The 12,573-nt window shown below is 71.2% G+C and carries 13 protein-coding genes; 6 read left to right on the top strand and 7 right to left on the bottom strand.

What is annotated here, in order from left to right; all coding sequences use genetic code 11:
• Positions 1–292, bottom strand: a 292-nt coding sequence (locus tag NJ376_RS05325; protein ID WP_252952196.1) for a hypothetical protein, incomplete at its 3' end; no start/stop codon positions are given.
• 520 nt (positions 293–812) lie between these two features.
• Between NJ376_RS05325 and NJ376_RS05320 the strand changes: the two genes are divergently transcribed.
• The 3 genes from NJ376_RS05320 to NJ376_RS05310 all read left to right on the top strand — a co-directional run bounded on the left by NJ376_RS05320 (position 813) and on the right by NJ376_RS05310 (position 4,919).
• The gene (locus tag NJ376_RS05320; RefSeq protein ID WP_252952195.1) at positions 813–3,116 is read left to right on the top strand and encodes a molybdopterin guanine dinucleotide-containing S/N-oxide reductase; all 2,304 of its coding nucleotides are present in this window, start codon (positions 813–815) and stop codon (positions 3,114–3,116) included.
• A 182-nt stretch (positions 3,117–3,298) separates the two neighbouring features.
• The gene (locus NJ376_RS05315) at positions 3,299–4,099 is read left to right on the top strand and encodes an enoyl-CoA hydratase (RefSeq protein WP_252952194.1); all 801 of its coding nucleotides are present in this window, start codon (positions 3,299–3,301) and stop codon (positions 4,097–4,099) included.
• A 43-nt stretch (positions 4,100–4,142) separates the two neighbouring features.
• Positions 4,143–4,919, top strand: a complete 777-nt coding sequence (locus tag NJ376_RS05310; RefSeq protein ID WP_252952193.1) for an enoyl-CoA hydratase/isomerase family protein — start codon at positions 4,143–4,145, stop codon at positions 4,917–4,919.
• A 148-nt stretch (positions 4,920–5,067) separates the two neighbouring features.
• Here NJ376_RS05310 and NJ376_RS05305 read toward each other — a convergent pair whose 3' ends face one another.
• From NJ376_RS05305 to NJ376_RS05295, 3 genes are read right to left on the bottom strand one after another with little or no spacing between them, the layout of a single operon-like run.
• Positions 5,068–5,403: a DMT family transporter gene (locus NJ376_RS05305; protein WP_252952192.1), complete on the bottom strand. Its 336-nt coding sequence runs from the start codon at positions 5,401–5,403 to the stop codon at positions 5,068–5,070.
• Complete coding sequence (locus NJ376_RS05300) at positions 5,400–6,392, bottom strand: glycosyltransferase family 2 protein (protein ID WP_252952191.1); 993 nt, start codon at positions 6,390–6,392, stop codon at positions 5,400–5,402. The genes NJ376_RS05305 and NJ376_RS05300 overlap by 4 nt, the downstream gene beginning before the upstream one ends.
• A gap of 19 nt (positions 6,393–6,411) precedes the next feature.
• A complete protein-coding gene (locus NJ376_RS05295; protein WP_252952190.1) occupies positions 6,412–7,182 on the bottom strand; it encodes a class I SAM-dependent methyltransferase in 771 nt (256 codons plus the stop codon).
• 535 nt (positions 7,183–7,717) lie between these two features.
• On the opposite strand from NJ376_RS05295, the gene NJ376_RS05290 reads away from it, so the two are divergent.
• From NJ376_RS05290 to NJ376_RS05280, 3 genes are read left to right on the top strand one after another with little or no spacing between them, the layout of a single operon-like run.
• Entirely contained in the window at positions 7,718–8,737 is a 1,020-nt protein-coding gene (locus NJ376_RS05290) for a DMT family transporter (RefSeq protein WP_252952189.1), read from the top strand.
• Positions 8,737–9,642 (top strand): DMT family transporter, encoded by a 906-nt coding sequence (locus NJ376_RS05285; RefSeq protein WP_252952188.1) that lies wholly within the window; start codon positions 8,737–8,739, stop codon positions 9,640–9,642. The genes NJ376_RS05290 and NJ376_RS05285 overlap by 1 nt, the downstream gene beginning before the upstream one ends.
• Complete coding sequence (locus NJ376_RS05280) at positions 9,639–10,514, top strand: MBL fold metallo-hydrolase (protein ID WP_252952187.1); 876 nt, start codon at positions 9,639–9,641, stop codon at positions 10,512–10,514. Before NJ376_RS05285 ends, NJ376_RS05280 begins: the two co-directional genes overlap by 4 nt.
• Before the next feature lie 78 nt (positions 10,515–10,592).
• On the opposite strand, the gene NJ376_RS05275 is transcribed toward NJ376_RS05280, so the two are convergent.
• The 3 genes from NJ376_RS05275 to NJ376_RS05265 are packed head-to-tail and all read right to left on the bottom strand — an operon-like array spanning position 10,593 to position 12,569.
• The gene (locus NJ376_RS05275) at positions 10,593–11,321 is read right to left on the bottom strand and encodes an NUDIX hydrolase (protein ID WP_252952186.1); all 729 of its coding nucleotides are present in this window, start codon (positions 11,319–11,321) and stop codon (positions 10,593–10,595) included.
• The gene (locus NJ376_RS05270) at positions 11,314–12,147 is read right to left on the bottom strand and encodes a nitroreductase family protein (RefSeq protein WP_252952185.1); all 834 of its coding nucleotides are present in this window, start codon (positions 12,145–12,147) and stop codon (positions 11,314–11,316) included. Before NJ376_RS05270 ends, NJ376_RS05275 begins: the two co-directional genes overlap by 8 nt.
• A 23-nt stretch (positions 12,148–12,170) precedes the next feature.
• Positions 12,171–12,569, bottom strand: a complete 399-nt coding sequence (locus NJ376_RS05265) for a VOC family protein (RefSeq protein ID WP_252952184.1) — start codon at positions 12,567–12,569, stop codon at positions 12,171–12,173.
• Positions 12,570–12,573 lie beyond the last annotated feature (4 nt).

The following is a 12,573-nucleotide window of genomic DNA, read 5'->3' as shown; positions in this document are numbered from 1 at the left end:
TGGTGGTGAGCGCCGCCACCTGGGTGGTGGTCAGCGCCGCGGTCTGCGCCGAGGTGAGGCCGCGGAGCTGGGCGGTACCGAGCACCACCAGGTCGGTCGTCTCGATTGCCGCGACCTCGGTGGTGGTCATCGCCGCCAGTTGCGTCGAGGCGAGTGCGGCCACCTGCGTCGTCGTCAGGGCCGCGATCTGGCTCGTCGCCATGGCAGCAATCTGCGACGTCGTCAGGGCCGCGATCGAGGTCGTCGTCAGCGCGGCGATCTGGGTCGTCGTCAGCAGCGAAATGGCCGGCATTGCCTGTTCCCACCGTTCGGGGTTCACCGATCACACGGGCCCGGCACGTCCTGGCCAGGCGGGGCAGCCGTGAAGGCTTGGCAAATTCTTGCCGGCCCATCGCATCCCTGGCTTACCCGGCCTTGTTTGCGTTCCGGTTAATGGGGCGGTGATTGCGCGTCGCATCTTCGGCGGCGCGTCGTGCCTCGCGTGCCACCCCGCCATCGGCGCGCGTTGACCCGCCGCTACTCTTTCGGGTAGGCAGCGTTGCCTGGTGCCGTCCCGATGCTCCATCCGCATTTGCGGGAGGCCTAAAGCGGGTGCCGACCGCGGTGGTGCAGGGCTGCGATCCCGCCTCCCTCGCCAGCATCATCGTGTCCGAGCGGCGCGGCTTGATCCGAGTGACCATCTTCTCGCCGGCGGCCAGATTGAACCCATCGCGGCCACGCCCGGGCTGGAGCTTGGCGCTACCCGCTACGGCAGCTTGCCAGGACCGCCCTGGCTTGGGCAGGCTGTCCCGACGCGCCGAGGAGACCCCAGCATGCCCGAGACCGGCTTCCGCACCCACAGCGCCCATTGGGGCGTCTTCTCCGCCGGCTGGCAGGAGGGGGAGCTGGTGGTGCGGCCGCATCCCGGCGACCCGGATCCGAACCTGATCCTGCAGAATTTCCCGAAGGCGCTGCGGCATGAGGCGCGGATCGCCCGGCCGATGGTCCGCCGCGGCTGGCTGGAGCGCGGCCCGGGCGCCGATGACCGCCGCGGGCGGGATGAGTACGTCCCCGTCTCCTGGGACCGCGCGCTCGACCTGCTGGCGGCCGAGCTGAAGCGGGTGACGGAGGCCCATGGCCCGGCCGGGATCTTCGGCGGCTCCTATGGCTGGTCCTCTGCCGGGCGCTTCCACCATGCCCAGAGCCAGGTGCACCGCTTCCTGAACTTCACCCTGGGCGGCTATGTGCGCAGCGTGAATTCCTACTCGGCCGGCGCCTCCAACGTGGTGCTGCCGCATATCGTCGGCCCGACCGAGGATATCAGCCGCCGCAATGTGAGCTGGGAGGCGGTGGCGGCGCATTCCGAGATCGTGCTGGCCTTCGGCGGCATGGCGCTGAAGAACAGCATGGTGGCGGGCGGCGGCATCAGCCGGCATATCGAGCGCGGCGCGATGCAGGCAGCGGCGGAGCGGGGCTGCGAGTTCATCCTGGTCGGCCCGCTGCGGGACGATCTGCCCGAGGAGGCGAGGGCGGAGTGGCTCTCCATCATCCCCAACACCGACACGGCGCTGATGCTGGCCCTGGCCCATACCCTGGCCACCGAGGGGCTGCATGACCGCGCCTTCCTCGCCCGCTACACGGTGGGGTGGGAGAGGTTCGAGGGCTATCTGCTGGGCCGCAGCGATGGCCAGCCGAAGGATGCGGCCTGGGCGGCGCCCATCACCGGCATTCCGGCCGAGGCCATCACCGCCCTGGCGCGGCGCCTGCCGGGCAAGCGCAGCCTGATCACCGTCGCCCATTCCCTGCAGCGCGCCGAGCATGGCGAGCAGCCGGTCTGGATGGGCCTCGTGCTCGCGGCGATGCTGGGGCAGATCGGCCTGCCGGGTGGCGGCTATGCCTATGCGCTCGGCGCGCTGGCGCATACCGGGCGGCGGCAGAATGCCGTCTCCCCGGCGGCGCTGCCGCAGGGGCGGAACCGCTGCGGTGAGTTCATCCCCGTCGCCCGCATCGCCGACATGCTGCTGAACCCGGGCGGCGAATACGAATACAATGGCGAAAAGCGCCGCTACCCGGCGCCGAAGCTGGTCTATTGGGCCGGCGGCAACCCCTTCCACCACCACCAGGACCTCAACCGCCTGCGCCGCGCCTTCCGCCAGGTGGAGACGCTGGTGGTGCATGAGATCGGCTGGACCGCGACGGCGCGCCACGCCGACATCGTCCTGCCGGTGACCATGACGCTGGAGCGCGAGGATATCGGCAGCAGCCAGACCGACCCGCTGATGGTCGCCATGCACAAGCTGGTGGAACCCCATGGCGAGGCGCGGGACGACTACGCCATCTTCACCGCGCTCGCGGCGCGGCTGGGCAAGGAGGCCGAGTTCACCGAGGGTCGTAGCGCCCGGGAGTGGCTGCGCCACCTCTACGGCAAGACCCAGGCGGATTTGCTGGCGAAGGGCCTGCCGGCGCCGGATTTCGAGAGCTTCTGGGAGGCGGGTGAGATCACCCTGCCCCAGGCGGAGGATGATGGCGGGATCCTTCGCGCGTTCCGGGAAGACCCGGAGGGTGCCCCCCTCCCGACCCGCTCGGGACGCATAGAAATCTTCTGCGAGACCATCGCCGGCTTCGGCTACGCCGACTGCCCCGGCCACCCCGCCTGGCTGCCGCCACAGGAGGTGCCGGAGGGCAAGGCGCCGCTGCACCTCATCGCCAATCAGCCGGCGACGCGGCTGCACAGCCAATTCGATTTCGGCGGCCACAGCGCGGAGAAAAAGCGGCGGGGCCGGGAGGTGATGCGCATCCACCCGCTGGATGCGGCGCCGCGCGGCATCGCGGATGGCGATGTGGTTCGGCTGGAGAATGGCCGCGGCGCCTGCCTCGCCACCGCCGAGGTAACGGAGGCGGTCCGCCCGGGCGTGGTGCAGTTGCCGACCGGCGCCTGGTACGACCCTGAGGATCCGGCGGAGGAGAAGCCGCTCTGCGTCCATGGCAACCCGAATGTGCTGACGCGGGATGCCGGCACCTCCCGCCTTGCCCAGGGCTGCACCGGCCAGATCACGGTGGTGGAGGTGACGCGTTTCACCGCCAACCTGCCGCCGATCAGGGCCTTCACGCCGCCCGATCGGGTGGCGGCGGAGTGAGATCCCCATGAGGCCGCTGCGCGGCTTCTTGAGGGCCGCGGAGGGCGCTTTTCGATGCGCGTCGCGCATGGCCCTCTGTGCTGAGGCGTGGGGGGAAGCCGGGCCGCTCGCCCGGCGCAACGGGAAGGCGGCTTGACCAGGGCAGGGCCGGCGCCCGACCATCGGGGCCGGAGGACCCAAGCATGGCCTATACCCAGATCGCGATCGAGCGCGCCGGCGCCGTCACCACCATCCTGCATGACCGCCCGGAGATGCGGAACGCCGAGAGCAGCACCCTGCTCGACGAGCTCGACGCGGCGCTGGCCGAAGCGGCGGCGGATGACGGCGTGCGCGTCGTCATCATCGGCGGCCGCGGCGCGCATTTCTCCGCCGGCCACGATCTGAAGGAGGGGCAGGAGAAGCGCCAGGGCTTCAGCGTGGAGCAGCGCTGGGCCTATGAGGAGAAGCGCTACCTCGACTATTCCCTGCGCATCTGGGACTTTCCCAAGCCGACCATCGCCATGGTGCAGGGCGCCTGCATCGCGGGCGGCTTCATGGTGGCGAATATGTGCGACCTGATCGTCGCCTCGGACGACGCCTTCTTCGCCGATCCGGTCTGCCGGACGCTCGCCGCCTCCGCAGTGGAGGTGCTGCTGCACCCCTGGGTCATGGGCCTCCGGACGGCGAAGGAGTTCCTCTATACGGGGCGCCGCATGGGGGCGGCCGAGGCGAAGCAGCTCGGCATGGTGAACCGGGTGGTGCCGCGGGCGGAGCTCGAGGCCGCCACCATGGCGCTGGCCGAGGAGATCGCCGCCGCGCCGCCCTTCGCCCTGAAGCTGACCAAGCGCAGCCTGAACCGGACCGCCGACATCCAGGGCTTCCGCAACGCCATCCAGGCGCATTTCGACACGCACCAGCTCTCCCATGTGACGGAGGAATTCGCCCGGACCCGGGCCGCGGGGCTGGCCTCGGCGATCGCGCGGGGCAAGGCGCAGACGGCGTGAGGCGGTGCGGCGCCGGCCCAGGCCGGCCAGGAGGAGCAGAGCCATGACCACACCCCTGCTTGTCACCTCCGAAGGCGGCGTCACCTGGTTGCGCTTCAACCGGCCGGACCGGCTGAACGCCATCGACCAGGCCCTGGCCGAGGCGATGCGCGACGCCGTGGCGGGCCTCGGCGCCGATCCCGGCCTGCGCTGCGTGGTGCTGGCCGGGGAGGGCCGCGCCTTCATGGCCGGCGGCGATGTCACCGCCTTCCAGGGGGAGGGGAAGGAGGGGCGGATCACCGCCATCCTCGACCCGATGCATGAGGCGGTGGAGGCGCTCGGCGCCCTCCCGGTGCCGGTGCTCGCCAGCGTGCAGGGCGCGGCGGCCGGGGCGGGGATGAGCATCGCCCTCGGCGCCGATCTCTGCATCGCGGCGGAGGAGGCGCGCTTCACCCTGGCCTATGGCCGGCTCGGCACCGTGCCGGATTGCGGCGGCACCTATGCGCTGGCGCGGCTGCTGGGGCTGCAGCGGGCCATGGGGATCGCGCTGCTGGGGGAGAGCCTGACGGCGGCGGAGGCGCAGGCGCTGGGCCTGGTGAACCGGGTGGTGCCGGGGGCGGCGCTGGCGGCGGAGACGGAGAAGCTGGCGCGGCAGCTCGCCGCCGGACCGAGGGAGGCGCAGGGGCAGGTGAAGGCCCTGCTGCGCGGCGCGGCCGGGCGGGATCTGCACGGCCAGCTGGCGGCGGAGCGGGAGGCCTTCCTCGCCTGTGCGCGGACCCCGGATTTCACCGAGGGCGTGGCCGCCTTCCTGGGGCGGCGGGCGCCGCGCTTCGGGGGGTAAAAGAATGGGGCTCTGCCCCCCATGCCCCCGCCGGGGATGGACCACCCCCAAACCCCGGTGTGAGTTTGCTGGTTCAACCTGCTGACTCAGACCGGGGTCCGGGGCCAGGTCCTGGCCCCGGCGGGGCTTGGGGCAGCGCCCCCAATGCTTACGCCGTCGCCAGCAGCAACACCCCGCCGCAGATCAGCCCGATCGCCGCCAGCTTCTGCGGCGACAGCGCCTCCCCGAAGGCGAAATGCCCGATCAGCGCCACCGCCACGTAGCTGGCCGCGGTACAGGGCAGGGCGATGCTCATCGGGATCTTGCGCAGCGCGATGATGTAGAGCAGCGCCGCCCCGCCATAGGCGGCAAGGCCGATGATGGTGGTGGGGCGGAAGAGTTGGGTGAGGAAGCCGCCTTCCCCGATCGCCCCTGCCTTCAGCAGCACCTGCCCGCCGAGCGAGGTACAGATCGCCGCGGCGAGCGACAGCCAGTGGAACGTCACCGCAGCGCATCCTCCGCCTGCCGCCTCGCCTGGGGCGCCGGCTCATGCGCCAGGATCGCCTCCCGCACCACGCCCTGGGGCTTGCCATTGGCCGAGAGGAAGGCGCGGCCGACATATTCGCCGAGCACGCCGAGGATGAGGAACTGCACGCCGGCCAGCAGCAGGGTGGTGGTCATCAGCGAGGCCCAGCCGGAGGGCGTGCCGCTGGTCAGCGCTTCCGCCACCACGATCAGCGCGCCGAAGACGCCAAGGATGCCCATGGCAACGCCGGCGATGATGGCCAGCCGCAGCGGCAGGACGGAGAAATTGGTGGCGAGGTTCAGCCAGAGCAGCACCAGCCGCTTCAGCGTGTAGTTGCTGCGGCCCTCCATGCGCGCCAGGTGCAGCACCTCGATGCTGTCGATGCGCTGCGTCACCTGCATGATCAGCCCGTCCACATAGGGGTAGGGGCCGCGGTAATTCGTGATGTTCTTGACCACCAGCGCGCTCATGCAGCGGAAGGAGGAGAGGTAGAGCCCCTTCGGCTTGTCCAGCAGCTGGTCCGCCACGCCATTGGCGAAGCGGCTGCCGAGGTTGCGCCAGCCCTCGTGCTTCTTCTCGGCATAGCGGGTATAGACCACGTCCCAGCCGCCCAGCCGGGCATGGTCATACAGCTTGATGACCTCCTCCGGCGGGTTCTGGAGGTCGTCATCCATGGTGATGACATAGGCGCCGCGGGCATGCCGCAGCCCGGTCATGACCGCGTTGTGCTCGCCGAAATTCCGGGCGTGCTCCAGATAGGTGAGGGGGACGGTGGCGGTCGCCGCCAGCTCCCGGCAGACATCGCCGGAATTGTCCGGACTGCCATCGTTCACCAGTACGATCTCCAGGCCGCCGGCGGGGCGAAGCTCCGAGAGGGCGGCGACCAGCTTCCCGACCGTGGCGGCGCCGCGATAGACCGGCACCACGATGGAAAGGCCGACGGGGTGGTCGGTGGGCAAGGGGGCCATCGGGGTCCTCACAGGGTCCTCAGGGTGTGGTTGCGGCCGGTTCGCGGGCAGGCCGGGCGGCGCTTGCCTTGGGCATGGCCGGGCCAGGCGTGGCGGTCAGCAGGATGGAGCCGCCGGCGGGGAAGCGCAGGCCGAGGCGTTGCAGGCGGCGTTCCAGCCCCGTCACGGCCAGCAGCATACGATCCAGCCATGGCGGAAAGGGGGCGACATCCGAGCCATGGTTCGGCGCGCGGGCCAGGACCTTCCGCTGCAGCACCATCAGCGGCAGCAGCAGGGCGTTCCAGTAATGGCTGCGGATGGCGGTGAAGCCGGCCGCCTCCAGCATCGCCCGGGCCTCGGCGGCGGTGTAGCGGCGGGCATTGTGCACCCGCAGGTCATGCGCCGAATGCAGCCAGGCGAAGGCCGGCAGGTTCAGCACCAGCCGCCCGCCCGGGGCCAGGACGCGGCGGAATTCGGCCAGCGCCCGGGCAGGGTCCACGGCGGCGTGGCAGAGCACGTCGAGGCTCACCAGGGTGGCGATGCTGGCATCGGCGAAGGGCAGGGCGTTGACCGAGCCGGTAGCGACCGGCGCGCCGGACTTGGCGGCAGCGCGGGCGGCGGCGGCGGGGAAGTATTCCAGCCCCAGGGCGGGCTGCCCGGGCCGGGCGGCGGTCAGTCGGGCCAGGAAGCCGCCGGTGCCGCAGCCGGCATCCAGCAGCCAGCCCCGCGGCGGGCCTACGGCCGCCAGCGTGTCCAGGACCTGGCCGTGCAGGCTGCGGTACCACCACATCCCGTCCTCGGCCGCGTCCATCAATTGATATTCCGCGGGTTCCACGCCGCGGTTCATGCCTGCCGGGGCTGGCGGAAACAAGGCGAAAGGGGCCGCGTATCGGCCGCAATCGGGTTGCAAGCAGGCCCGCGGCGGGGGAAGGAGCCGCCGCCATGCCGAGCCGCAGCGAGACCCTTTCGGCGCCGAGTGCCGCCGCGCCCCTCGCCGGCGAGGTGGTGGCCAGTGTTGTCCCGGCCGCCGGTGGCGCGGCGCGCCGGCTGTGTTCCCGGCCCAGCTCCCCGGCTCCACATTACGGGTGCCGGACTCGGACCGGGGTCCGGGGCCAGGCCCTGGCCCTGGCGGGGGCTTGGGGGCAGAGCCCTCAATATGGCTGGCCTTCTACCCGATCGACCTGGTCATCGCAGTGCCCTGCCGCCCTCCCATGCACTCAACCCATTCGCCCGCCATCCGCTGTTTGCCGCCCGGCTCCGCTACCGTCCGGTGGCGGAGCCGGATGGCCACCTGCCGTTCCGACGCGAGGACCGATGAACAACTACATGCCCGGCGGATGCCGCTGATGCCCCGCGCACCGGGCGGGGCCAGAACCGGCCAGCCGGGCTACAGCGCGGCGCCGACGGGGGAGGAGGCGGTTCGCGGCTTGGCGCAGGTGGCGCTCGGCTATGGCGTCATTTCCGCCGCCGATGCCGCAGTCAAATGGGTGCTGCCGGAGGTAGGGCCGGCCGCGGCGCTGGCCTGGCGCGGGGCGATCGGCGCCCTGCTGGTCTTTCTCATGGCGCGCGGCCGCGGGCTGGTGCCGGTGAACCGGCGGCTGCTCGCCATCCGCAGCGCGCTGCACTGCGCCATTTCCATCACCTGGTACTGCGCCTGGGTGCTCGGCGTCTCGCTGGCGGATAGCTACGCAGTCGCCGCCGCCTCGCCGCTGATCATGACGCTGATGGCCATCCCGCTGCTCGGGGAGAAAGTTGGATGGCGGCGCTGGACCAGCACGATCATCGGCTTCTGCGGCGTGCTCTTCATGCTGCAGCCCGGCGGCGAGCTGTGGCGCTGGGAATCCGCCATGCTGCTGGTGGCAACGGTGGCCATGGCGCTGACCCGCATCTGGACCAGGGTGCTGACGCAGACGGATGGTCCGCATGCCATGGCCTTCTGGTTGCTGCTGGCGCACGTGCCGGCTGGCCTGCTCTTCCTGCCCTTCGAGGCGTTCTGGCCGCCCTCCGGCCCGCCGCCGCTGCTGCCCAGCCTGGTAGGCATGGCGGCGCTGCTGATCTTCGGCTTCTGCAACGCCGTCGCGCAGATGCTCTTCGCCCGCGGCTTCGCCCTGGCGCCGATCTCGGCCATCGCGCCCTTCGAATACACGCCGCTGCTCTGGGGCATCGGGCTCGGCTACCTCCTCTGGGGCGAGGTGCCGGCCTGGACCACGCTGGGCGGCGCTGCGGTGGTCATCGGCGCTGGGCTCTACAACGTGCACCGGGAGAGGGTGCGGCGGGCCGAGGAACGGGCGCGGCGGCAGGCCGGCGAGGCAGAAGGCACGGACTCGGAGCGGCCGGCGGCGGTGCGAACGGCGGAGGCCGGCTGATGCCGCTGCGCCATGACATCCGCCGCGGCGCGCTCTGCATGCTCGCTGCCCATGCCCTCTTCACCTGCATGTCCGCGGTGGTGAAGCACCTCTCGGACGCCATCCCGCTGGTGGAGCTGATGTTCTTCCGCAGCGCCTTCGCCTTGCCGGTGGTGGCGCTGATCGCGCTGCGCGGGGCAGGGCTGGCGACCTTGCGCACCAAGCGTCTCGGCGGCCATGCGATGCGGGCGGCCAGCGGCACCGCGGCCCAGGCCTGCGGCTTCTTTTCCCTCGGCCTGCTGCCGATCGCGGAGCAGACGGCGCTGAACTACACCCAGCCCATGTTCGTCACCATCCTCGCCATCCCCTTCCTCGGCGAGGTGGTGCGGATCCATCGCTGGTCGGCGGTGGTGGTCGGCTTCCTCGGCGTGCTGGTCATCGCCGCCGGGCGGGGGGATGGCTTCGCCGGCGGCGCCGCGCTCGGCATCGGCGTGGCGGTCGCGGGCGGCATGTTCTCCGCGCTGACGACGCTGCTGGTGCGGCAGCTCTCCGCCACCGAGAGCTCCACCACCATCACCCTCTGGCAATCCCTGCTGATGAGCGCCTTCTCCCTGGTGCTGCTGCCCTTCGTCTGGGTGACGCCGAGTGGGGAGGAGCTGGGTCTGCTGGTGCTGGTGGGGGTGGTCGGCGGCACCGCGCAATGGCTGCTGACCGAGGCCTATGCCAGCGCCCAGGTCTCGGCGGTGGCGCCCTATTCCTATTCCGGCCTGCTCTGGTCCATGCTGCTCGGCTGGGTGGTGTTCGCGGATGTACCGGATCTGGCGATGATCGGTGGCTCGCTGCTGATCGTGGCGGCGGGGCTTTACATCCTGCACCGCGAAATGGTGCGGCGGCGCGCGAAGCAGGCGGAGGAAACGGAACCTTGAGCATTCCCTTCTATCGGAACGACCCCCTGGCGCATGGCGCCGTGGAGGAGATCGTCCCCGGCGTGCGGCGGGTGGTGTGCAACAACCCCTCCGCCTTCACCTTCCGCGGCACCAACAGCTACATCATCGGCCGCGGCAAGGTGGCGGTACTGGACCCCGGCCCCGAGGATGACGCGCATTTGGCGGCGCTGCTGGCGGCGACGCAGGGCGAGACCATCACCCATGTCATCGTCAGCCACACCCATCGGGACCACTCCCCCGGCGCCCGCGCGCTGGTGGCGGCGACCGGGGCCGGCACCTGGGGCTTCGGCCCGCATGTGACGCCGCCCGAGGCGGGGGGCGAGGGCGGCGACCATGGCTTCGTCCCCGGCCACCGCGTGGCGGATGGCGAGGCGATCGAGGGCGAGGGCTGGCGGCTGACGGCGCTGCACACGCCGGGGCATTGCGCCAACCACCTCTGCTTCGCCATGGACGGCAATGGCGTGCTGTTCAGCGCCGACCATGTGATGAGCTGGTCCACCAGCGTGGTCAGCCCGCCGGATGGCGACATGGCGGATTACATGCGTAGCCTGGAGCGGGTGATGGCCCGCGAGGATTCGCTGCTGCTGCCCGGGCACGGGCCGGCAATCACCGACCCGAAGCCCTTCCTCAAGGCGCTGCACGCGCATCGGGAGGAGCGGGAGGCCAAGGTGGTGGCGGCGCTGGCCAAGGCCGGCGAGGCGACGGCGGATGAGCTGGTGGCGCCGGTGTACGGGCCGCTGGATCCGCGGCTGGTACGGCCGGCGGGGCGCAGCCTGCTGAGCCACCTGCTGAAGCTGGAGCAGGAGGGAAGGGTCAGGCGGACCCAGGGGGAGAGCTTCTCCGTCGCTTGAGGGGAGCTCTGCTCCCCTCAAACTCCCCCCGCCAAAGGCCGAAGGGCCTTTGGAAACCTTGAGTTTAGCGCCGAAGGGTCAGACCGCGGCGCTTTTCCTGACCCGGGCTGGGCCTTCCGGCAGGCGGCCATCCATGCCGCGGAAGCAGATGAGCTGGCGGGCCTCGCGCTCCGCCGGGCTTGCCGCCAGCCAGGCGGAGAACTCGGCGAGGACCTTCGCGGTGATGGTCGCTACCTTGTGGTGGCGCGTCTCCTCGATGGTGAAGAAGCGCAGCTCCTCCAGCTCGCCGGAGCCGCGGATGGCGCCATGCGCCGCCTCGGCCGGGGCGATCAGGAAGCGGGCATTGAAGCGCATGAAGCGGTTCGGCGGCGTCACCGCGCGGCAGAGATAGTCGATGACCCCGAGGGTCGGTAGCAGCGTGTGCCCCTCCATGCGGCCGAGCACGAGGCCGGTCTCCTCATGCAGCTCCCGTGCCGCAGCGATGCCGATGGCCCGCGCCAGGGAGGGCGGCGCGGCGCGCTCCAGGCAAATGCGGGTGAAACCCGGCAGCTCGTCCAGCGACTTCGCCCGGTAATCCTCCCGGTCCACCCTGCCGCCGGGGAAGACCATGACATTCGGCATGAAGCGGTGCCGGGCATGGCGGATGCCCATGAGCACCTCGACGCCTTTTGCCCCCTGGCGCCAGAGGATGAGGCTGGCAGCGTTGCGCGGATGCACCGCGCGGTTGGCGGCGTGCCGGATCTCAGCCGTGCCGCCGGGGTTGTCGTCGGTCGGGGCTTCCGGCCTGGTCGGGGCGTCGTCAGTCAAGCGAGAGGCCCTGCCACTTCAGCCAGCTCCGCAGGCCGAAGCGCTCCGGCACCGAAAGCTGCCGCGCGGCATTCTCGCTCCAGCCGCAGCCCTCGGGCTTCGGGCCGAGGATCTCCGGGTAGCGCGGCTTCGCCGGCGGGCGGGCGCCGTCATAGGCCGGCAGGGCGGCCTCCAGCCCGCTGTCGTCATAGGTCTCGTCATGCACCACCAGCGCCTGGGGCAGGCGCGGGGAGAGCCAGTTGCGCGGCCCGGCCGGGACGCCCAGCGTCAGCCCGGCCACCGGGAAGACGCCCTTCGGCAAACCGCACAGCGGCCCGATCTTCTCTACATGGTTCCGCACATAGGAGATCGGGCAGGTGCCGAGGCCGGCCGCCTCCGCCGCCATCACCGCGAAGCCGAGGGCGAGCGCCGCATCCGCCGTGGCGTTGATGAAGGTGTCCACATTGTCGTTCGCATGCTCCCGCCCATGCAGTGCGGCGACGCGGCGACCGCGGCGGATATCGCCGCAGAAGAGCAGGAAGACCGGGGCCTGCTTGATCCAGTCCATCCCGCCGATCCAGTCGGCGATGCGGGCGATCTTCGCGGCGTCCCGGATCAGGATGATGGCGTATTGCTGCAGGTCCGACTTGCTCGGCGCGGATTGGGCGCCGGCCAGCACCGTGCGCAGCAGGGGCTCCGGCACCGGCTCCGGCGCGTAGCGGCGGGTGACGCGCCGGTCCAGGAGGGCGGCAAGCGCCGGGGGCACCTCGGCCGCGGGTGGGAAGGGCAGGGGCGCTTCCGGCTTGATGCCGTAGCGGCCGCGGATCAGGGCGTCGGGATCGGGCATGGCGGGGCCAGGATGGCAGGTGCCTAGGGCGCCGCCCAGGGGTTGTAGGAGCCGAAATGCCAGAGATGTCCTTCTGGATCGCGGCAGGAATAGCCGCGGCCGTAGGCCTCGGTCTTCAGCGGCAGCACCACCTCCGCCCCGGCCGCGACGGCGCGGTCATGATGGGCGTCGGGGTCGGGCACCACGATATAGGCGCTTTGGGTCACCTTCCCCTCCGGCACACCCTGCAGAGCGCCGAAGGTATCCTCCCTGGCGGTGCCGAGCATGATCATGGCCTGGCCCAGCACCAGCTCGGCATGGGCAATGCCGCCCTGCTCATCCCGGTGGACGGCGTGCTCGGCGAAGCCGAAGGCGCGCTTCAGGAATTCGATCGCCGCTGGGGCGTCGCGGTAGCGCAGGCAGGGAATGATGCTGGCGGGCATGGTG

Origin of the sequence: Siccirubricoccus soli (assembly GCF_024178315.1) — a bacterium.
GTDB lineage: Bacteria > Pseudomonadota > Alphaproteobacteria > Acetobacterales > Acetobacteraceae > Siccirubricoccus > Siccirubricoccus soli.
The sequence above is the reverse complement of the archived record's forward strand: the minus strand, read 5'-3'. Positions and strand labels throughout refer to the sequence as shown.